This is a genomic window from Coleofasciculus sp. G1-WW12-02 (assembly GCF_040219735.1).
Lineage (GTDB): Bacteria > Cyanobacteriota > Cyanobacteriia > Cyanobacteriales > Coleofasciculaceae > Coleofasciculus.
The window spans coordinates 63,278-84,491 of record NZ_JAVJRX010000184.1 but is presented as its reverse complement, the minus strand read 5'-3'; the positions used below and the strand labels follow the sequence as shown (position 1 = coordinate 84,491).

Sequence of the window (21,214 nt, the reverse complement as noted above, 5' to 3'; positions counted from 1 at the left end):
GGAATTACCCAGTTTTCAGAGATTCCTGAGCCTACAGTTAAGCCGAACTAGAGAAGCGTTCGGAAGTGATTATCCCCTACCAACTCATGCCCTTATTCATGACTTCCTGGCAGGTTATCTCTGCCAATCCGCGTCTTCACGAAGTAAGGCGCGGTTCATGAACTTGATCATTATATAACTGAGTTCCTTGGCAGCGTCGTGATTTGCAATGGCTGCCATTTATTTTACATTTATTTAAAAATCTGTGGCAACCACCGAAAATTTCGTTTATTCTAGGAAAACCATTGTTTTTGACCAATACAGCTTGATAACCCTGGTAGTCTTTAGAGGATTATACTCATATTTATTTACAAAACGTAAAATATTCTGGCACGTTGATGGCGTATCCTTCACCTAAGCTTTACAATTAACGGTTGTATAGTTATATAGTATTAATTTTATGTGGCAACCTTTTAAGCTCGGATCTTGGTTAATTACGGCGGGTGTCGCCTGGTCACTAGGTTACATTTATAACGTCCACCATGGTGGTGAACTAAGCTTCCTGCGAAAAATGTATGAACACAAGATGGCAGTCGCCGAACAGGTACAAGCACCAACCCGAGTGTTGATTGTGGGGGGTTCAGGAGCAAATTATGCCAATAGTGCAGCGGCGATAGAAGCGGGACTGGGTATTCCGGTGTTCAACCTGGGATTGGATGGACCGGTGGGTCTAAATGTGATCCTGCCGAGCATTTTAAAGGAAGTGCGTCCTGGAGATATTGTCCTGCTTATTCCTGAAGATTTAATTCTCTTAGATGATGATGGGTTGCTGGAACGGTCAGTACCGTTTGGTATTGCCATTGGACGACCAGGTTTGGGTGATGTTCCTCCCAAGCAGCTAGCTGAGGGTTTATTGCTGGTGGGAACACCGACTCTACGAGGACTGACGAAATCGACAATAGATTTGATCGAAAAAGGCGAAATGACGGGATATTACTCCGATCCCTTTACTAACCGAGGAGATCCCACAGTGACTAAAGTCCGCCAGGGTAAGTGGTGGAAATGGCAAATTAAGCAACCGATTTCTGATCATGCCATAGACCGAATCACTGAATTTCGGGAGCAGGTGGAAGCCAAAGGCGCTACTTTAGTTTTATCCTTACCTTGGGTCTATGCTAGTACTGAGCAAGAGTCAATCACGAATATGAGAAAGATTGCCGCCGAGCTAGAAAAAATTGCCCCTTTAATTGCCTATGATCAAGAAACCTTTAACCTAAAAAGCGATTCGAGTTTGTTTGCGGATACGCACCACCACCTTTTACCGGACGGTCGGAAAATTAGAGCGAGAGAACTGGCTGAAGGATTAGAACCCTTTGTCAATAAAGACCGCACCCAAGCGAAGTAAGTCAAGTCAGACAAGGGGAAGTGTTCGGAATTCATCTGGCTAAGTTTAAGTGAATGGAGCATTTGATATCTGTTTAAACTGTTTCAATTGCTGAACGGGTTTTCTCGATACAAAAGAAGGTTTATTTTAGTATGGTTGGTGATAAAGAAAAAACTAAACGTCCTTTAGCCTCTAAGATAGAGGAAGTGTTTGGGCTTGACCTGCGATCGCTGGCAGTTTTTCGCATCGGTCTGGCGTTGATGGTGATTTGGGATTTAATCAGCCGGGTTAAAGGCTTAAATGCTCATTATACGGATTATGGGATACTCCCGCGCAGCGCACTAATTGACGAATTACGCAATCCCTGGTACTGGTCAATTCATTTAATTAGCGGTCAGCCCTTTGTCCAAGGGGTACTTTTTTTATTGGCGTTTTTTATCGCTTTGGCGATGTTAGTAGGATATCGCACCCGGCTAGCAACAATTGCGACGTGGGCGTTGGTTATCTCTCTGCAACACCGCAATCCGGCTTTAATTTTTGCCGCCGATGATGTGCTCAGAGCTATCCTATTTTGGGCTATGTTTTTACCTTTGGGTGCTTCTTATTCGGTGGATAGTGCGCTGAATACATCAACCCAACCATTACCCAAGCGGGTTGTCTCTGGTGCGACGTTTGCCTTGATGGTACAACTCTGCTTTATTTATATGTGGTCGGCGGCATATAAAACCCAGAGTGAAATTTGGTGGCCCCAAGGCGATGCGGTTTATTATTCCTTAAGTTTCGATCAGTATGTATCGGGATTTGGTCTATTTTTACTGGGCTTTCCGCCACTCTTGTTAAAAGCAATTACATTCAGCGCCCTCTGGTTTGAATGGATCGGACCGTTGATGATATTTATTCCCTTCCGGAATAGCTTTTTCCGTTGCGTGGCGATTGTTTCGTTTATTCTGTTACATATTGGATTTGAGTTAAGTTTTGAACTGGGCGTTTTATCATTTCTAAGTATGGCGACGTGGCTGGCGTTGCTTCCGAGTCCGGTTTGGGATGGACTGGCTAAGCGGTTGAATACCGATAAACGTCGGGGGTTAAGGATTTATTATGATGCCGATTGTGGCTTTTGCAAGAAGGTTGTCCACCTGATTCGCACGGTCTTAATTTTACCGAGAACTCCGTTACTAATGGCTCAAGATGATGCGTCTATATGTGCGGATATGGAAGCCCAAAATTCCTGGGTGGTTGTGGATTGGCAAGAAAATCGGCATTTTAAGTTTGAAGCTATCGCCTATGTGGTTAGTCTGTCGCCGTTATTTGGGTTCTTGGCTAGGATGTTGAGATGGCGTCCAGTAATGGCAGCAGGGACAAAGTTTTATGAGACAATAGCCACCAATCGACGCACGGCTGGGATGTTGACTAAGCCGCTAAAGTTTCGCCCGATTGAGGTACGTCCTTCACGGCTGCTGAATACGATCGCATTAGTTTTACTGATGTTTACATTTATTTGGAATCTTCGGAGTTTTGCTGCTCAAACCTTTTCCCGAAGACCGGTTGAGAAAGATGATTGGATTAGTGCGACGCATAAGTTTTTGAATCGCAGGACATTTCAGCGCATTGATCCCCTGAGTCGTTTGACGCGATTGGATCAGTCGTGGAGTATTTTTGCTCCGTCACCGCCTCTAGATGATGGTTGGCATGTGATTGAAGGTAAACTTAAAAATGGCAGTGAAATCGATGTTCTTCTCGGTGGGGGTGCGGTGAATTGGGAAAAGCCAACTCCTAAGCAGCTAAAGGCTATTTATGGGAATCAGCAATGGCGGGTTTATTTCATCAATTTAAATCGAGCGATTGGTCAAAAGCTTTATCCTTATTATGGCAAGTATCTCTGTCGAACTTGGAATGCTACCCATGAAGGCGGTAAGGAATTGGAGAGTTTTGAAATGTATTTTATGGATGAAAGAACTGTACCGCCAGGTGAACCCCAAGATGTAGAGAAGATTAAGAGATTGGAGCAATCTTGCTCGGATTAGGGTAATCTCTACGGGTGTATGTCATATCAAACCTTTGTTACCCTCTTTTTGCCACGGCGATTGAAATCGCTGCTACACAAACTTTCGTCCGCCTACGCGGACTGAATTAAGCTTTTTAGCCAATCCTGCGGTCAACTTAGATCAGCAAGATATTCAAAAGCGAAGAAAAGGTTTTATGTTCAAAGATACCCGATCAGCCGTCACGACAGTCCTCACCTTGATTACGATAGCTATATCACAAAGAACGAATGACAAATGACAAATGACTAAGCCACCTGACTCAACGCCTCCGTCAGATAATCAGCCGTGGCTTCCACAAGAGCGATGGCGTTTTCATAAAGCATCCGAGTAGGTCCGAGAATTCCCACACTACCCACAGGCAGATTATCCTGTTCATAAGTCGCACTAACCAACGTACAGGTTTGCATGGGTTCCAAAGGATTCTCTGAACCAATTCGCACTTTTGCCCGCCGCCTAGAACTTACACTATCAGGAAGTTCAAAGATTAGGGGCCAAAGTTGCTGCTGTTCTTCTTCCAACAGATGAAGCAACATTTGAACTTGTTGCAATTCAGCAAATTCCGGCTGACGCAATAACTCAGCAATCCCCCGAACTAAAATCGGCGTGGCTACCGATGTTTTCATCCGGCGAGTCAATTCTGCCAATACCTTCTTCAAGAAATCGGCATACTGGACAAATTCGCGGTCAAGTTCACTCCAATTTAAGTTCACCAGTTCACCTAGAGATCGTCCCCGCAGCTTACTACTTAAAAAGTTGGATAATATTTGTAACTCTTGCTCAACATTCGCTGCATCGGCTTGATCATCCGGCGATACCGAGGACAATTCCATAACAATGGATTGGGTTTGATAGGCATCAGTCACCACAATCAACATTACCCGCCCTGGTGTGACAGATACTAATTGCAAATGGCGCAATCGTGTCGTTTGGGTTTGAGGTAAGGTGATCAGGGTAATATACCCACTTAGAGTCGAGAGAATTTGCCCTGCATCGCGTAGCAAAGCTTCAAAGTTGAAATCGTCACCCTTCAAATGATCTGCCAATAATGTCTCAGCGTGACGTCCCAACGTATTGGATGGTTGAATCAGGTGATCCACATAAATGCGATATCCTGAATCCGAGGGAACTCGTCCCGCCGAGGTATGAGGTTGATAGAGTAAGCCAGATTTTTCTAGCACACTCATGCAAGAGCGAATTGTAGCAGGGCTAACACTCAAATCATACTCCTGGGCTAAAGCTTTGGAACCCACAGGTTCCGCCGTCGCAATGTAATGACGGATAGTTGCCCAAAGAATATGTTGTTGCCGATGATTAAGACTGACGTGTACAGACATTTGAAAAAAAGCCGAACGTAATCAGATTTTCCCCAGAATCATTTAAAATCATCATGGTCATGGCAATTTATGGAGAAACTTTTCTCCAAGATATCCCTAGAGATAGGTTAAATCGCCAACGCCGCTAAACTGACGTTTGAAGGAACGGACTTTCCCGATAGGATGAATGCCGTCTCAAAGGGTATTGATTTTAAGATAACAGAAGAACCTGGGATTCTGTAGCTTGCCATGATCGACTGCTAGTAGCGAGGGATGGTAGGATCGACTATTGCGGAATAGGCATCAATTCCGCCCGCGACATTTTTGACATTGGTAAACCCCTGATCCGCTAACCACTGGCACATTTGAGCCGAACGGATACCGTGGTGACATATCACCAAGGTTTCAGCATCAGCTTCAAAGCGGCTGTGGATTTGGTCGGACCATTGGGCAAATTCGCTCAAGGGTAGAACATCAAACCCCTGAATATGCGCGATCGCGACTTCTTGGGGTTCACGCACGTCGATAAGCTGGAGTCCTTGTGGGGATTGGCTGATCCGCTGCGCGAGTTCCTCAACATTGACTTGGGGAATGGGTTGACCAAAGGATTGAGCTGACATAACGGGTACAAGGAAAATAATACATACCAGAATACCGATATCCGTGACACTCCCACCCGATGGCAAGGGGGTAGGCTTCTAACCAAAACTAAGGGTTGACCTATCTTCCGTGGAAGATCCTGAAATACAGGTGGCTGAGCCTAAGTCTAAAGTTAGACAACTATGGCGGGTGTCGCCGCTACTACTACTCCTGGTGATACCAGGTCGTAGATACGTGATGCGAGTTGGCATCACTATTTTTTTGCCAAATCCGATGTGGTGAATATTGACAGCACCTACTAGATCCCTGTGATCCGTAAATTTACACTTAGGGCATTTCCAATTACGGGAACGAGGTTTATGGCGGTGTCCACATTCGGGGCAAGTGCTACTTGAGCCTCTCTCGTTGCCATCGCTAGCTTTGATACCAGCAATCTTGCACTTATAGGTGAGGTAATCAATATCAGTGCCGTATTCCCATCCAGCCATTCGCTGATTGTGCTTACGCCCACTATTTTTTCTTCTAACGCCATCTGGATTCCCGATATAGACCTGGGAAACACCTTGAGCTTTGAGAAAGCTCACAACAGAGGTGGTGGCTTTATGACGGAGATCTTTAATTCGGCGCTCAGTTCTAAGCAACAATTTGTTTTTGGCTCGTTGCAATTTCTGCCAGCGTCTGGAACCCTTTTTGCAACGAGACTGCTTTTTGACAATCTGACGTAACTGCTTATGGCGATGCCGCTTGAGTGAACGGATGCCTCGACCTGTAACGATTAGTCCTTCACCGGAACTTGTCACAACCGTGGCTAGATGAATTTCGCCCAAGTCGATAGCGGCTGTCACATCACTTTTGACTTGAGGGGATACTTCTACGTTGTGTGAAACATGAAGCTCAAATCCTCGACTCCAAACTAATTTAGCGATAGTGCAGTACGGGTCGATTTCAATCGGTAGAACAATCGGCTTTCTTCCCTTTCCCATTGATAGAACGGTTTTACCTTTTTGGTTTTTAACCGCTTGACCATGCCAATGAGCGGGGTAGAATTTTTTGTCCCGCCATGGGTATTTAATATTTTTTAATCCCTGTTGGCGATTGGACTTTGTACTGTCAATATTGCCGATAAAAGCGCGACAGACCAACTGAATAGATTGAGAGTGTAACTCAAACTTTCCTTTGGTGTGTTTTTGGAGGTCTGTTAGACTCAACCATTCCAAATGTGAGACCCTGCATGTTCTGTGCAAGTCCTTGCAGGTGTTCCAGACCTTTGCCGACTCTTGTTGACTGGCTTGCAATCGCTGGAATACCTCGATAGAAAGAAATGGAAGCCTGTAAACATTGGTAGTTTGCATGGTAAAATTGTAGCATGAAAAGCTCATATACAGCAACAAAGTTCCAGACAGGGAAAACGCGATGGACTCACTACTCCATCGCTTACCACTTGGTATGGATTCCTAAGTACAGGAGAAAGATATTAGTACCAGAAGTAGCGGACTGCGTCAAGCAACTGATACAAGAGGCTTGTGACCGTAACGAACTAACTCTACTAGCAATAGAAACAGACATTGATCATGTTCATGTTTTTGTTTCTGCTCCTCCTCGTTTCAGTCCAGCCAATATTGCTAATATACTCAAAGGTTACTCTTCTCGCTTTTTGAGAGAAAAATTCCCTCATCTCAAAAAAGCCTGTGGGAAGGACAGCTTGTGGACTTCAGCCTATTACGTTGGAACAGTCGGCTCTATGTCGGCTGAAGTGATCAACAGATACATTACTGAGCAATGCCTTGGGAAGTGATTTGTAAAAATAGAAGGCATCGAACCTTCTATATATTTTTACCCGCCTTTCATCCCAACCCCCTGAAGGAGATGGGAATTCCCGGCGGTCTTTTTAAGATTGGCAAAGGGTGTGGGAGAGATGGGGGAGATGGGGGAGCAGAGGGAGCAGGGGGAGCAGAGGGAGCAGAGGGAGCAGGGGGAGCAGGGGGAGCAGAGGGAGCAGAGGGAGCAGAGGGAGCAGGGGGAGCAGGGGGAGCAGGGGGAGCAGAGGGAGCAGAGGGAGAGCGTTTAGGGGCGGGTTTTACCATTAACGGGAAGGTTGTCACCTTGATATCACTCGCGCCCGCCCCGATTAGAGTGCAAGTCACCTTCAACAAAGGACATAAGACGTAGCTTCTTGTCGGGAAGCGAGTATGACGAAGGACATAAGACGAATGACGAAGGACATAAGACGAAGGACAAATGACCATGAAACTACGCTCGTTTTTTTATGCCTTGGCAGCCGGTGTGATAATGTTGCTATTACTCGCTGGAGGTGGCTGGTTCTGGGTCAACGCCCACAGCCCCCTAACTCTATTGCAGGAACGGGAGGTAAAAAATCCCACGGCGGCGATTTTCGTGCCGAAACAAGCCCCCGCGATGATATCGTTACTCGTGAATCCCGATCGCTTAGCAGCGTTGCAGCAAGTGGTGGTTGAGCCCCAGAAGCGAGGACGTGCGATCGCACAGTTCCAACAACTGGAAAACAGTCTGCTGGCAAATTTGGGGCTGGACTATCAACGGGACATTCAACCCTGGATTGATGATGAACTGACTCTGGCTGTAACCTCCTTAGATGTTGACCGCAATCCCGAAAATGCGGCACAACCGGGATACTTACTCATCTTTACCACCAATGAACCCCAAGCCGCCCAGGAACAGGTTTATTCCCGACGCATGAGTGCTGACTCAGCCGATTTAGTCGTTGAATCCTATCAAGGAGTCAACCTGATTTATCAGCCATCTAATCCTGGTGGGAAAAAGGTTGCAGACAATACAGAATCTCGTCCCATCCCGGACACCTTAACCAGTGCGATCGTGGGCGATCGCTTTGTGCTATATGCCAATCACCCCAAGGTATTGCGGAATGCGATTAATACGGTACAAGTTGCTGATTTGAGTTTGGCAGAAGATCCTGATTATCAACAACTGCTGCAAAGTTTGACAGAACCGCGAATTGGATTCAGCCTGGTGAATTTACCCGCCCTAGCCGCCTGGATTTCTAATCAACCGATTCCCGATCGCGAGTCGTTTGAGGCGTCTAAAAGTTTAGCCCTTACTCTGTCCCTAACTCCTCAGGGGCTGTTGGCACAAACGGCTATTCCCCGGTCAAAATCGAGTCCAGAACCGATTACCCCAGTCCTGTCTCAGCCTGTTGATGCCCTCGAGTACATTCCCGCCCAAAGTGCTTTGGCAATTGCTGGGGTTGATTTAAACCAATTCTGGAGACAACTATCCACCCGACTCGAAGCCGATGAGAATCTCAGCAGCTTACTCAACCAAGGGATTGCCCAGTTCAAGTCTCGTTGGGGGATTCAATTGCCAGAAGAGATTTTCAGTTGGGTGGAAGGGGACTATGCCCTATCCTGGTTCCCTCGACCGGATCAACCGAATCCCGACTGGATTTTTGTGGCACAAACGGGTAAAAATGATCAGGCGATTGATGGGATTGAGCATTTGGATATAGTGGCTCAGCAGCAGGGATTAAATGTCGGAGAACTGCCGTTTGCCGATCGCACAATTACGGCGTGGACGAAGTTGGTTACGGCAAAAGCCCTGAAGAATCGCCAAGATGGGTTGTTAAGTTTACAAGCCCAAGTTCAGGGCGTTCACACCACGGTGGGAGACTACGAAGTGTTTGCCACTTCAATTGAAGCAATGGACGCGGCGCTTAATGGGGTGAAGGATTCGCTACTGCACAATCCCAGCTTCCAGAACGCGATCGCCGCCTTACCGACTCAAAATGACGGGTATCTCTATATCAACTGGTTAGAGAGTCAACCCTTGCTTGAGCGTCAGCTTCCCATTGTGCGGGTGGTGGAACTCATTGGTCAACCTTTATTTGACCACCTGCGATCGCTAACCATCACCAGTTATGGTGTTAATCAAGGTGTTCAACAGAGCAAGTTATTTTTCCAATGGGTTGATCAATCCTCCAGTTAAAATTAATTGTTCCTCGAATAGAGTTATCATCGACAAGGTAGGGGCAACCCGCTTAGCCTAATTAACAACACCAGAAACAGGGCGGGTTTACATAAGTTACCAGTTTTTTCTTACATGGTATCGGTAAAACCCGCCCCTACAGACGGTCGGCTCGCCCTCTCCTGAAGCCTTTGTATGAGAACGTTTTTCTTCGGAATTTGATGGAACCCACAATCCGACCCAGAGTTAAAATTTGCTGCATCGGTAGTGTTGACGAAGCCAATCTCGCCATTTGTTATGGCGCTTGTGCCATAGGCTTAGTATCCGAGATGCCCAGTGGATCGGGTATGGTGTCTGAAGGATTGATTGCCCAAGTCGCCGCTAGGATACCTCCGGGTGTCTGTTCATTTCTACTCACCAGTAAATTTGATACCATCGCGATTATTGCCCAGCAACGACGCTTAGGCGTCAACACGATTCAGATGTGCGATCGCCTGCAATGGGGAAGCCATGATGATTTACGTCAGGCGTTACCAGGAATTGCCATTGTCCAAGCGATTTATGTCACCAGCGAAGCCGCGATCGAGGAAGCTTTGGCAGTTGCACCCCATGTTTCAGCATTGCTCCTCGATTCGGGGAATCCCATGTTATCAGAGAAAGAACTGGGTAGAACCGGGCGAGTTCATGATTGGACAATTAGCCGACGCATCCGGGAGTTAGTCAACGTGCCAGTTTTCCTTGCGGGTGGACTGACTCCGGAGAATGTCAAAGATGCGATTCAAGCGGTTAAACCCTTTGGTGTGGATGTTTGTAATGGGGTTCGCACGAATGGCAAATTAGATGAGGGTAAGCTGGCTGAGTTCTTCAATCAAGTGAACAAAAGTTTTAACTTCTAACTCTTTTGTCCCTCATGTAGCTGCGTGCGCGGCTATCGGGAGTTCTACTATACGGAACGGCGGGCGATCGGGGAATGTTTGCCGCAGCAGTGGCATAGCGACGTTATAGACGGGGATGTCTTTACTGGTGCGACCTTCAGGACTACCATAGTGGGCATGTCCATGGAAGACCACAGAGACGGGGTAACGATTCAACGGTTCCTCCAATCGGCTGGAACCCAGAAAGGGAAAAATCTCTGGGGGTTCACCTTTAACAGTCATTGAGATGGGGGAATAATGGAGTAAGACGACACGCTGTTGAGTTCGTAGTCGAGCTAAGGCTGATTCCAGCTTCAGGGCTTCCTCTACTGCTTCATGAACAAAGTTTTTGATCGCCGCTTCACCCCAAGGTTCTAGAGTTCTCCGACCAAAACCACCCGCGAAACCTTTAACACCAGCAAAACCAATACCCTGAATCTCGCAGGTTTCCCCATCTAGCAGGATAATGCCAGCATCAGAAAGGATCTTTTGGAGCTGATCAGGCTGTTGGGATTCATAGTCGTGATTACCGAGTACAGCAAGGATAGGCATCTTGAGTGTGTTTAGTTCTTCGGTGACACCTAATGGCAATGATCAGGTTGATCAGATCTGGTTGGAACATGCTGTCGAAGCCGAAATTTTTGGCGTTCCCGTCAAACTCTGCTCACCCGAAGAGATGATTCGATCCAAGGCATTTATCATGGAGCGCCATCGTTGGGATGGTGCAGATGTGGCACATTTGTTTCGCGCTTGTGCCGATCAGCTAAACTGGTCTCACTTGCTGGAACGTTTCGGTTCTCACTGGCGGGTACTCCTAACCCATTTGATTCTCTTTGGCTTTATTTATCCGAGTGAGCGTGAGCGAATTCCGGCTTGGGTGATGCAGGATTTGTTACACCGTTTGCACAAGGAAATGAGTAAGGCGCCTTCTTCAGATCACCTTTGTCAAGGTACACTGCTATCTGGAAGTCAATACTTGATTGATGTCGAATGCTGGGGATATCAAGATGCGCGGCTTCGCCCTCAGGGTAGCATGACAGCCGCAGAGATAGCCGAGTGGACAGCAGCACTTAAAAAAAATAAATGATGCATTTATACCACGGACTCGATTCCGTGGGATGAGCTTCACCCAATTACACCTTATTTCAGCCTAAAGATAGGGTATTTTCATCAGCCATGAGTCTAAGCTGAATTGTTAGGCGATGTTCAGGAGGGAGAGGAAACCGTTCATAGTTCGTAGTAAGGGCTAAAGCCCTTATTCTATTGAGAACGCGATCGCTTATCAGGATCAACCAACCCATCGTGCGATCGCGCCATTGTCATCGCTTGAATGAATCACCGTCACAACCCCTCATTCAAGCACATCAACTGGTGAAGAGAAAGGTGCTTAAAGACCAAATTTTTGGTTAAGCTAGTAAGAGCGCTGTATCAAGCTTTATGAGTGCAAATTCTCAAGCTACCATTCCTTCCTGGCTAGAAACACCCCCCAATAGTAACATCAATCCTCCTGTAGAAACGCGATCGCAAGAATTGCCGTTTGGACAATTAACTTAGGAAAATTTTGAGAAGCTGTGTCTGCGTTTAGCTCAATTGGAAGCTAATGTAGAACATTGCCAGCTTTATGGTGTGCGGGGTCAGGATCAGGAGGGAATTGATATCTATGCTCGGCAAAGGCTTACAGAGAAATACAGGGTATACCAGTGCAAGCGTGTTAAGGATTTTGGTGTAGCTCATATAAAAAATGCTGTCTCCAAATTCATTGAAGGAAAGAAAGGAAAGTGGATCAGTCAGACAGATACATTCGTTTTGTGTACACAGGTAAGCCTTAACAGAACCGAGTTAGCTGACGAAATTGAAACTCAAAGTAAACTGTTAAAAAATGAGGGTGTAACATTTCTGCCTTGGGGGAGCGATCAGCTATCCCTTGCTCTGAAAGACAAGCCTGAGCTAGTAGATGACTTTTTTGGTAGAGCTTGGGTAGCTGCTTTTTGTGGTCAAGAACAAGCAGATAGTTTAGGTGTAAGGCAAAAGGCAGAGGTAATCGTAGAAAATTATCGAGAATGGCTCAGTCAAAAAACTGCTCACTTAAAAGTTCCAGGATTTCCTCTCCAGAGAGAGCTTTCTATTAAAACAAATTGGATTCCACTCCAAGCCAAACTCAGAGAAGGTGATAAGACAAGCTTTGACGCAGAGTTCATCCCAACACTTTATCGCTTAAGTGTTGTAATCGGCGCTCCAGGAGCTGGAAAAAGCACACTCTTGAGGCGTTTAGCCCATTGTTTATCCGCTGCGGGAAAACGGGTTATTTTCATTCGACTCCCGGACGTGAAAAAATTATTGGATAGTGATAAAAGTGAGGGATTTGAATGGGCAATCCTCAAAGCTGCTGCTGATAATTCTGCTTTCAACGACAAGGAATTACGGCTGGCGCTCAGTACACCTGACTATCTACTGGCGGATGGACTAGATGAGTGTAAATCTGATCGAGCCAACATAGCAGATAAGTTGGATGCATGGGTAGCTAACTCCAGCACCAAGGTTGTAATAACTACACGCCCTAGTGATGAATCAAGCCTTCTACCCGGTTGGCAACATATCAAACTATCTCCGCTAAATAAGCCAGACATTTTGGAATATTCTCAACAGCTTTTGGCTGCTTACTGTGAGGATGCGGCTAAGGTTCAAGAACGACTAGATTCACTCCATCGGCAGCTACAAGACAGTACCAATGCTTCCCTAGCAGTGCAGAATCCACTACTTTTAGGATTTATTGTTCAGTTAATAGCCGAAGATGTAGAAATTGGTCAAAACCGTACAGAGTTATATAGCAACATCATAAAGCTTGCATCTAAAAGACCTCCACTTGACAGAAAACCCATTGAGTTTAGTGAACGAGACGCACAACGCATTTTTGAAATAGCCGGATGGAGACTACTGCATAAACCTGAGCTTGCAGCAGATGAATTAATTAACAGCATCATTGAAGAGCTTGAGTCGAGAGGTTACACGCTGCGGGAAGCGGAAGAAAAAGCAGAAGATGGTGTGGAGTTTTGGCAAAATCGCTGCATCTTTAAGCGGTACAGCTTGGGAACCCAGGATATAATTAGCTTTGTTCATCCGACTTTGTGTGAATATGCAGCCGGACGATATGCCTCTCGTTTAAGTGATGAGAAACTTTGCCAATGGTTAGAGCGAGTTAGACGGAAACCTGAGTGGAGAGAATCTATCCTATTTTGTGCTGGTTCAGGTGCGGCTGAGGGGATTATTACCTATTTGCTTGAACTTGACAATCCAGAAGATCCAGCATCAAAAGAAGTGCTATTAGCTACCGACATTTTGGCAGAGTTCAAAAAGCCATCACTTGAACTTTTAAAGTTAGTAGCTAATCAGATAAAGCTTCGACTAAAGTCATCTAATTCATCCGTCAGTTGTGAAGTCCTTGAAGCGGCACTGAAGCTGACGAATCTGGCTCCAGAAATCATTGGTTCTATTGCACAATCCTTACTGAACGATACTCAGCCTTGGACTTACTTAGCTGCTGTTAGGATTTGCTTAGTTTTTGGGGATAAGTATATAGACTTGGATACTGTAACCGAAATAGTAGATACAATAATCACTCAGGTAATTCAATCAAAGCGAATATCTAGAGTTATAGTTACCTTACCTTCAAAACCTTCAAATATAAAGCATATAGATGCAAATTCTCTCCTAGAAGGACGAGATATAGAAATTGAAGAAGATTGGCAGGGACAATGGAATCTCTGGAATCAGGTTGTGCTTGAAGGGGTCGAGTTACTTATGAGAAAGCAACCTGGTATTGAGACAGATAGACGAATTAAGCAAGTCCTTGAGGAAGGATTATTTACATTTTTCACTAATTCTTCAATGGAATTTTATCTTCGTGAATATGTGTTGAAAAACCTTGAGGAGGATGAGCGACAAGAACACGCAAAAAGGCTTTTACCACTCAGTAGCGCTAGATTAGTTAAGCAAGCTAAAGCTTTTTACGAAACTTTTGACGATACCTCTTGGCCAGACTTTAGAGAACTAAAACGAGATTGGGAAGCTAATCAAGCAATTCTTGAGGCAGTTATTCGCGTAACCGATAATACTACTTCAGAAGCAATTCTACCAAAGCCGCAATCACAAGAGCTAGTTGCTTTTGCTATCCTTTTGCGAGGAATGCGTTGGTCAAAAGTCCGGGCTTGTGACTGGAGTCTTATAAACGCTCCATTTGATTTAGATGCTGTTGATGCCGTGTTTAAGGGAGCAATTGCAGCAATGAAGATTGACTCTCCAACATTGGCTACACAGGCTAAATTCGCTCTACAGGACATCCAGCACGATTTAGATATGATTGAATCTGTACTACGAAGTGAGACTAACGACAACGAAAAAGAGTGGGCTTTACAGCAAACAATTAAAAAGATTACTGACAACCCCTTTGCTTGGAGTATCAGTTCTAGCCAAATTCCTAAAGTACCTGTTGAGCCTAAATGGGAGCTTGCTAAAAACACGGATATTACTTCAAAAGATTTAGTTCATGCCCTAAATCATCCATCTCCAGGAATTTTCATGAATGCAGCACTGCTATTGATGCATGGAGTTGGAGGTTCTGAAGGAATGTACCTAGTCAGAGAATTTCTAAGAGAAAAAAATGATTTAATTCCTAAGTTGAAGGAAATTTTAGAAGATTGGGTGCAGCAATGTTTGAAGTAAATTAACTACATTTGTAATTGCTATAAAATTTCATTGTTTCATAATTAGAGCAACCGCCACAGCGGTTAAGACACTAAGTCTGCCTCGAAACAATACATGGCATTCATGATTATGTCCTAATGACCCTAGAGCGCCGATCCACTAATAATCAATAGCCTGATTTTCCGTTGAGGATGAGCGCCAGAATGACCATTTTGCGTTATGGCTGGGATTACTGGACTGGCGCTCTAGTGACTGCTATAAATAAACGCCGCCCTGACTATCAGTGTTATTGATAAAACTCCACTATCAAAAATTCCCCTAGAATTTTTGGATAAAAGACTCCAATAGTTCTTTCACCTCAACCACACCACTAACCAAACGGTCATAATCTGTAGCACTAAGCAATTCCAACTCATAACACAGTAGCAGATAATACTCCACCTCAATCGCCGAATCCCGCGCCAGCCGCAGGAAGCTTAGTCTGTCCTCCGCCTCCTCGCGATCGCACCCCTGAGCAATTTTAATCGGAATCCCTGCACAAGCCAGACGAATCTGTTGAGTTAACCCCAGTAATTCCTCTTCTGGAAACCCTTTAGTCACCTGATAAACGTCAACCGTTAACTCATGGGCTTTGTTCCATTCTTTCAATTTTCGGAAATCCGTCATCCTTCAAATTCTCCTTTCCTCATCAATTGGTTAAATTGTTCATCATTCATAGCCACAAAAACCATGAACAATGAACAATGAACAATCAACCCATTTACGGCACCTGCAACCCCACCAAGTTATTCTCTGGGATATAACTGCGGAAAATGCCATTATCAGCAGAAACCATCACCAACTGTAGCAGATAATCCGGTTCAACATGCAAATCTGCCCAGGGTACAGCCACCTCTAAACATTGCTTAAACGCAACTTGGGCGCGACTGGTGCGGGGATGCCATTGATAATAGTCTGCGGCTTCTTCTAACCAAGTCGAACCGGCTAACAAATTAATCCCTAAGTGGTGGTGAAACAAATAGTTCACCGGGGCAGTATCGGGAACCTCGGCTAAAGGTGCTGGACTATTGTTAACCGTTCGATTCGGATAAAACCATAATAAATGCAATTCCGGAGGAATATCCTGACCAATTTTAATCCCTGCCTGGAAATCCAATCGCAGGTAAAAATTAAGGTGATCCAAACCATACCATAACCGCTGAATCACACTGCTGCGGTGCATCGTTCCCCGTGCGCCACCAACTTCTATGCGACCTGCTTTATCCCAATCTTGCTCATCTCCAAAGCCATCAATCACCGGATGAATAAACGTTTCCGGTCGGTGATCGCCTTTCGATTCGTAGGTGTCCAGGGGTTGCTTAAGACTGGCAGGAATCGGTTCATTTAATGCCTCATAAATCCCACTCAAATGTTCTCGGAATAACTGGTCAAAAATAGCATCTTGGTTCGATGAATGACCCTCGCCAAACCACCAAAACCAATCTGATCCTTCAGCCGCATATAAAGCTTCCCAGACTTCAGGATTGTTTTCCGGTGTAGCTTCGGGATGATTGGCTAAAGTCTGCCGCGCTTGAGTGAGTAAATCCCACGCCCGATTCTTAACTGGATCACCAATCCAAGTGCTAAAACTACCATCTACCCATGATCCACTATGGAGTCGATCTGCTGGAAGTGTGGCGGTGGGGGGAAACTGATCCAGAAATTCCGACACCGTGACCAATTTTATCTGAGGATGCGCCGAGAGTTTTTCATACAGTGAGGTGAGGAAAGGAATCCCATCTTTTTGGTAAAATTCCCAACAATTCTCCCCATCCAAAGCAATCGTTACTAGCCAAGGTTGATCTAACCCAGTCTCTCCCTGCTGCTGATGGCGGTGGATGGAACGAGAAATGGCTTCTAAGTGACTGACAAAATCCGTTGACGCCTGATGGGGTTCCATTGACCCATAAGTAAAGCCAATTAAATCAGATAAGCGGTGATCGCGAAAGACAACTGCCAAGTTCCCCTGGGGTGTCTCTAAGCGATAGGGGCGATATAACAATGTGGGTTCCATTAGGGTTCCCGCTTCATCTCGGTGGAAAAAGTGCTGCACTGTCCACCCCAATACCGCCTCATCGGAACAAATCCACTCAAATCCCGCCTCAGCAATATAGGGTAGAATCACTGGACTCACCGACTGTTCTGAGGGCCACAACCCCCGTGGTGTACGCCCAAATCGTTCTTCATACATCTGCCACGCTTTTTCTAGGTGGCGGGGAATGTCTTCTTCCCACCGGAAGTGCTGTAGGGGTAATGTCATCTCCGGAATCGCTACCCGCCCGGAATGGGTATCGGCGAGTAAGGGTAAAATCGGGTGAGTATAAGGGGTTGTTGTCACCTCTAGCTGACCCGCCTCTTGCATTTTGCGATGCTGAGGAATAATCCGCTTGAGGATATCTCGTTGTTTAGAATAAATCCGCTGGCGATCGCTTAATGTAAAGTTTCGTCCTTTCTCTAACCAAGCCGCAATTTCTGGGTCATCCCAGAATATCGGGTCAATCCACGCCAAGTTGTGCCATGCTAGTAAATCGCTGTAATCCTGATGCGTCCAATGATCCACACACCAGGTTTTCCCATGTTCTTGCCGCATCTGGTATAACTCGGCATATCGAGGATGGGGGTCAATCAAGGTACGGTGATGGGCATCAAAAAAATGCTCAACGATAAACTGTCGTTGGTCTGGCTTGAGTTGCTCACTCGGCGTCAGGGCTAACTCCAGATAGGGATCAAAGGCTGTTCCCGCCATATAATCTTCTAACTGCAAAATCAGCGACGGCACCAAGTTGACCGTCTGGTGTAACTTGGGATAGCGCTCTAACAATAGCACTAAATCCAGATAATCTTTCGTCCCATGTAGCCGCACCCAAGGGAGGCGATATCGTCCATTTGACCCGGACAGGTTGTTGCGACTTTTATAGAGGGGTTGATGCTGATGCCAGATAAAGGCAACGTACAATGGATGGCTCATCGCTAATAATAAACGTTAAGGGTATCGAGTTGATATGTGAACAAAGGAATTCTCTCCCTTTATAACTCTTAACCGCTAAAAAATATCTATGCAAAACTATGCAAGATACGCCGTCATGCGGTACTAACGACTTCCCGTCGGATTCTCACCGACCTCTCCAAGCTCCCCGAAGGAATTGACAGCAGCCGATGGCGGTTCATCCCGTGATTAAGAGCTCCGTACTGAGCGTAACCTGGAGTAGACTGTTAGTCTAGGCTGATAGAAGGAGTGGCGAGACGAACCTTTGACTCGTTTCGCCACTAACCGCCAATGTGACCAGACGTGCTTCAAAGATTCCGTTTCTTGGTAGGCGGTTCTGGCTGGCAGTCTTTCTGATAAAAACATTCCACGCCGAGCTAACACGAAAGCAGCGGCTGTGGCACTATTCATGCCATACATCGACATGAACTTAATCAATGCAATCCAACTACTGTAGGCAGGATTGACCTCAATAACCTGGATACCCAGTTTGAAGCATCTAGCTAATAGAAGTTGAAGAAATTTAGAGTAAGCAAAGTTACTCAACATACGGCGTGTCCTTGCATTTAGCTCACGCAACCGTTTTTTCTTATCGGTAAAATCAAGTTTTTCGACAACAATGGGGCGCTTATACTCCAAGGCTATTGTGGTCAAGTCAGTAACGACAAATTATAGGTAAATCTAGGTATTCGGGCTACTGCTGCAAACCCTTAACGCTCAACTAAAAACGCTTGCTAATCAAACAATTCGACATACCATTTCGGCTACGAGTCGGAAGGTTAAGCACTATAAATGTTTACCTCCTGAAATCAACAAACAGAACTGGAAACTGTCCAAGTGAGGCAATACCTATAGTTTGAGTTTTCCCACTATTGCTGGGGATAAACGAGTACCTATAGTTGTTGCCTCGTCTCATTGGCAGCCAGTTTTAGAGCAAGTTCGACGCGCAAATGTGGACAAAGGTAGCGTCAAGCTTATCTATCACCGCAAGGGTTTTCTTGTTGTCTGGAGCTACACAGGGATGCTGCTGTAATGGCTTCATCTGCTACAGAGAATGGGCTGCTTGGCACAGCCCCTAACTTGATGAATGACTCGCTCCTTTTAGGAGCGAGTAACTAGATGCAAGAATCCCCCGCATTTATGCGTGGGGAGTGTCAAATGACTTGTTCAACTTCCACAACTTCCGGGATAAATTCCCGTAAGCGGCGCTCAATCCCCATTTTCAGGGTCATGGCAGAACTGGGACAAGACCCACAAGCGCCTTGTAGCCGCAGCTTCACAATCGGACCGTCGATTTCAACTAAATCAACGTTACCGCCATCCGCCATCAGGTAAGGACGCAATTCATCGAGGACGGCTTCGACGTTTTCTGAGGTTAATGCCAAGGGGGGAGATAGTGTTTGAGACATAGTTCACCTAGTTTGACAGCACAACTACGTTAATCCTAGCGTCCTTTGGCAAAGTTCCAGACGTAGCCGGCTACGTCTGGAACAATAGATGTTACGTCTAAGACTCACTTTAGTGCTTATGAGGTCTCAATCCGTGCGAGACACCATCACGGGTTCTTGATAGAGGGGTACGGTAAATGTCACGGTTGAGCCTAAGTTTTCTCCCATGCTGAAGAAATGTACGACACCGCCCATGGTTTCCACCAGCTTTTGGGAAATCGCTAACCCTAACCCGGTTCCCCCATAAGGACGATTGAGTCCACCATGTACCTGGCTGAAGGATTGGAAGAGTTTGTCTTGCTTATCCAAGGAAACGCCAATCCCAGTATCCGCTACCCGCACCTTCACATGTCCAGGAAACTCCTGTCCTTGAAAATGGACTTTCTTGCGGATGACTTCGGCGCTGATGGTAATTCCCCCTTCATCGGTAAATTTAATCGCATTCCCCACCAGATTTAACATCACCTGTAGCAGCCGTTGATAGTTCCCATACATGACAATGCCATCATAAACGGCGGGAATTTCCAGGGTGAAGCTCAAACCCTTGTGATGGGCTTGCTGCGCGGTAAAATCATAGACCTTATTGAATAGATACTCTAACTCAACTGGACTAAACTCCAGTTCCATTTTTCCGGCTTCAATCTTGGCGATATCTAAGATATCGTTGATGATGTTGAGCAGGTGTAAGGCGCTATTATGGGCTTCTTGGATAAACTCCCGCTGTTCTTCGGGGTCATCCGCCATCCCTTCGAGAATCAGCTTGAGAAAGCCAATCATCCCATTTAAAGGCGTCCGCAATTCGTGAGAGGTACTCGCCAGAAATTCACTTTTGAGGCGGGATACTTCTTCAGCTTGCTCTCTTGCCAGTTCCAGTTCTTTATAGAGCGTACCATGAGCGATCGCGGTTCCCACTTGTTCAGCCAACTCCCGCACCAGCTCAATTTCTGCATCACTCCACGGACGGTGGCGATCGCATTGTTGTAAACTAATTAATCCATTGGGTTCGTCTTTATAAGACGTGGAAACCACTAGCAGGGATTTTTCCTGGAACCGACTGGGGACGACTTGGTCAACCACCACAGGTTCGGAACTCCACAAGGCTTGTTTGAGTATTAGTTCCGACTCCAGTTCCAGCGTCATCCCCAACATTTCATCCAGTGAATCTTGGCGATACTCGGCTTCCACCTTGACATCCGTGAAGTCGGGTCTATAGGAGCAGATAATGCAGCGACTAACTTGCAGGGCTTTCCCCAGGCTATCTACCGTTTGTTGCCAGATTGTATCTAAATCTAACGTCCGGCGAATCCGGCGGGCAATTTGAGTGAGCAGTTTTTGATTGGGATCGACACTTAACGGAACCAGCGAATCAATAACTTTTTGTACCGCACCTTCGGGTAACAGATGACCCATCACCAAAACCTGAGTCACCTGACCGTCAGATTGTAAAATTGGGCTGATCACCAGTTCAAAAGGAAAAACCTGATCACCATAGCAGAAGTCGTGGATGCAGCGTTCTGGGGTGCGGTTGTCTAGAATCCGCTGGATTCGATCCCGATAAGCATCTAGAGCAATGGGATGAAAGGTTTCGTTGAGGGGAACCCCAATCACCTGCTCTTGAGTTAAATCATACTGCTGGGCTTGTCGCCAATAAAAGGAGTGATACTGACCTGACGCATCTTGGCTACACATCAGGTCAAAATCTAACCCCTGCAAAAAGCTTGACGAGCCTTGTGCAGTAGTAGATTGCATAGTGGTATACCCAGATCGAGGATTGTGGAAATCAGCAGGAGCAATCATCTACAAGAAACCTGAAAACTACAAGCAGCGAAAGGATTAGCGCTCGCACCA

General features: G+C 45.9%; 17 protein-coding genes. 8 read left to right on the top strand and 9 right to left on the bottom strand.

Annotation, left to right across the window (positions count from 1 at the left end):
* Positions 1-439: 439 nt before the first annotated feature.
* Entirely contained in the window at positions 440-1,384 is a 945-nt protein-coding gene (locus tag RID09_RS28945) for a hypothetical protein (RefSeq protein WP_446339369.1), read from the top strand.
* A 131-nt stretch (positions 1,385-1,515) separates the two neighbouring features.
* Positions 1,516-3,387 (top strand): DCC1-like thiol-disulfide oxidoreductase family protein, encoded by a 1,872-nt coding sequence (locus RID09_RS28940; protein ID WP_446339368.1) that lies wholly within the window; start codon positions 1,516-1,518, stop codon positions 3,385-3,387.
* A gap of 266 nt (positions 3,388-3,653) precedes the next feature.
* Here RID09_RS28940 and hrcA read toward each other — a convergent pair whose 3' ends face one another.
* The 3 genes from hrcA to RID09_RS28925 all read right to left on the bottom strand — a co-directional run bounded on the left by hrcA (position 3,654) and on the right by RID09_RS28925 (position 6,673).
* Positions 3,654-4,742: a heat-inducible transcriptional repressor HrcA gene (gene hrcA / locus RID09_RS28935; RefSeq protein ID WP_446339367.1), complete on the bottom strand. Its 1,089-nt coding sequence runs from the start codon at positions 4,740-4,742 to the stop codon at positions 3,654-3,656.
* A gap of 239 nt (positions 4,743-4,981) precedes the next feature.
* Positions 4,982-5,341: a rhodanese-like domain-containing protein gene (locus RID09_RS28930; RefSeq protein WP_446339366.1), complete on the bottom strand. Its 360-nt coding sequence runs from the start codon at positions 5,339-5,341 to the stop codon at positions 4,982-4,984.
* 78 nt (positions 5,342-5,419) lie between these two features.
* The gene (locus RID09_RS28925) at positions 5,420-6,673 is read right to left on the bottom strand and encodes an RNA-guided endonuclease InsQ/TnpB family protein (protein ID WP_446339365.1); all 1,254 of its coding nucleotides are present in this window, start codon (positions 6,671-6,673) and stop codon (positions 5,420-5,422) included.
* Positions 6,674-6,687: 14 nt separating this feature from the next.
* Here RID09_RS28925 and tnpA point away from each other — a divergent pair, with 14 nt between their 5' ends.
* The 4 genes from tnpA (at position 6,688) to RID09_RS28905 (ending at position 10,174) form a co-directional block, all read left to right on the top strand.
* Positions 6,688-7,116, top strand: coding sequence for an IS200/IS605 family transposase (gene tnpA, locus RID09_RS28920; RefSeq protein WP_446339364.1), 429 nt, complete (start codon positions 6,688-6,690; stop codon positions 7,114-7,116).
* The gene (locus tag RID09_RS28915; protein WP_446339363.1) at positions 7,101-7,490 is read left to right on the top strand and encodes a hypothetical protein; all 390 of its coding nucleotides are present in this window, start codon (positions 7,101-7,103) and stop codon (positions 7,488-7,490) included. Before tnpA ends, RID09_RS28915 begins: the two co-directional genes overlap by 16 nt.
* A 69-nt stretch (positions 7,491-7,559) precedes the next feature.
* Positions 7,560-9,299 (top strand): DUF3352 domain-containing protein, encoded by a 1,740-nt coding sequence (locus tag RID09_RS28910; RefSeq protein WP_446339362.1) that lies wholly within the window; start codon positions 7,560-7,562, stop codon positions 9,297-9,299.
* A 200-nt stretch (positions 9,300-9,499) separates the two neighbouring features.
* Entirely contained in the window at positions 9,500-10,174 is a 675-nt protein-coding gene (locus RID09_RS28905; protein WP_446339361.1) for a phosphoribosylanthranilate isomerase, read from the top strand.
* A gap of 12 nt (positions 10,175-10,186) precedes the next feature.
* Here the strand turns inward: RID09_RS28905 and RID09_RS28900 are convergent, their stop codons facing one another.
* Positions 10,187-10,744: a metallophosphoesterase family protein gene (locus tag RID09_RS28900; RefSeq protein ID WP_446339360.1), complete on the bottom strand. Its 558-nt coding sequence runs from the start codon at positions 10,742-10,744 to the stop codon at positions 10,187-10,189.
* Between the two features lies 1 nt (position 10,745).
* Between RID09_RS28900 and RID09_RS28895 the strand changes: the two genes are divergently transcribed.
* On the top strand, positions 10,746-11,279 hold the full coding sequence (locus tag RID09_RS28895; RefSeq protein WP_446339359.1) for a hypothetical protein: 534 nt from the start codon (positions 10,746-10,748) through the stop codon (positions 11,277-11,279).
* Positions 11,280-11,782: 503 nt separating this feature from the next.
* Positions 11,783-14,911 carry an NACHT domain-containing protein gene (locus tag RID09_RS28890; RefSeq protein WP_446339358.1) on the top strand — a complete coding sequence of 1,043 codons (3,129 nt, stop codon included), beginning with the start codon at positions 11,783-11,785 and terminating at the stop codon, positions 14,909-14,911.
* Positions 14,912-15,211: 300 nt separating this feature from the next.
* Here RID09_RS28890 and RID09_RS28885 read toward each other — a convergent pair whose 3' ends face one another.
* From RID09_RS28885 to RID09_RS28865, 5 genes are all read right to left on the bottom strand, one after another.
* A complete protein-coding gene (locus RID09_RS28885; protein WP_446339357.1) occupies positions 15,212-15,559 on the bottom strand; it encodes a four helix bundle protein in 348 nt (115 codons plus the stop codon).
* 94 nt (positions 15,560-15,653) lie between these two features.
* Positions 15,654-17,900 carry a glycoside hydrolase gene (locus tag RID09_RS28880; RefSeq protein WP_446339356.1) on the bottom strand — a complete coding sequence of 749 codons (2,247 nt, stop codon included), beginning with the start codon at positions 17,898-17,900 and terminating at the stop codon, positions 15,654-15,656.
* A 207-nt stretch (positions 17,901-18,107) separates the two neighbouring features.
* Positions 18,108-18,572, bottom strand: a complete 465-nt coding sequence (locus tag RID09_RS28875) for an IS200/IS605 family accessory protein TnpB-related protein (RefSeq protein ID WP_446339355.1) — start codon at positions 18,570-18,572, stop codon at positions 18,108-18,110.
* Between the two features lie 500 nt (positions 18,573-19,072).
* Positions 19,073-19,327, bottom strand: coding sequence for a NifU family protein (locus RID09_RS28870; RefSeq protein ID WP_446339354.1), 255 nt, complete (start codon positions 19,325-19,327; stop codon positions 19,073-19,075).
* A gap of 126 nt (positions 19,328-19,453) precedes the next feature.
* Positions 19,454-21,163, bottom strand: a complete 1,710-nt coding sequence (locus RID09_RS28865; RefSeq protein ID WP_446339353.1) for an ATP-binding protein — start codon at positions 21,161-21,163, stop codon at positions 19,454-19,456.
* Between the last annotated feature and the right edge of the window lie 51 nt (positions 21,164-21,214).

Bases quoted from the DNA above. Each gene is read 5' to 3' on its own strand.
- RID09_RS28945 (WP_446339369.1), top strand. From the start codon at position 440: ATGTGGCAACCTTTTAAGCTCGGATCTTGGTTAATTACGGCGGGTGTC.
- RID09_RS28940 (WP_446339368.1), top strand. From the start codon at position 1,516: ATGGTTGGTGATAAAGAAAAAACTAAACGTCCTTTAGCCTCTAAGATA.
- hrcA (WP_446339367.1), bottom strand. From the start codon at position 4,742: ATGTCTGTACACGTCAGTCTTAATCATCGGCAACAACATATTCTTTGG.
- RID09_RS28930 (WP_446339366.1), bottom strand. From the start codon at position 5,341: ATGTCAGCTCAATCCTTTGGTCAACCCATTCCCCAAGTCAATGTTGAG.
- RID09_RS28925 (WP_446339365.1), bottom strand. From the start codon at position 6,673: ATGCAAACTACCAATGTTTACAGGCTTCCATTTCTTTCTATCGAGGTA.
- tnpA (WP_446339364.1), top strand. From the start codon at position 6,688: ATGAAAAGCTCATATACAGCAACAAAGTTCCAGACAGGGAAAACGCGA.
- RID09_RS28915 (WP_446339363.1), top strand. From the start codon at position 7,101: ATGCCTTGGGAAGTGATTTGTAAAAATAGAAGGCATCGAACCTTCTAT.
- RID09_RS28910 (WP_446339362.1), top strand. From the start codon at position 7,560: ATGACCATGAAACTACGCTCGTTTTTTTATGCCTTGGCAGCCGGTGTG.
- RID09_RS28905 (WP_446339361.1), top strand. From the start codon at position 9,500: ATGGAACCCACAATCCGACCCAGAGTTAAAATTTGCTGCATCGGTAGT.
- RID09_RS28900 (WP_446339360.1), bottom strand. From the start codon at position 10,744: ATGCCTATCCTTGCTGTACTCGGTAATCACGACTATGAATCCCAACAG.
- RID09_RS28885 (WP_446339357.1), bottom strand. From the start codon at position 15,559: ATGACGGATTTCCGAAAATTGAAAGAATGGAACAAAGCCCATGAGTTA.
- RID09_RS28880 (WP_446339356.1), bottom strand. From the start codon at position 17,900: ATGAGCCATCCATTGTACGTTGCCTTTATCTGGCATCAGCATCAACCC.
- RID09_RS28870 (WP_446339354.1), bottom strand. From the start codon at position 19,327: ATGTCTCAAACACTATCTCCCCCCTTGGCATTAACCTCAGAAAACGTC.
- RID09_RS28865 (WP_446339353.1), bottom strand. From the start codon at position 21,163: ATGATTGCTCCTGCTGATTTCCACAATCCTCGATCTGGGTATACCACT.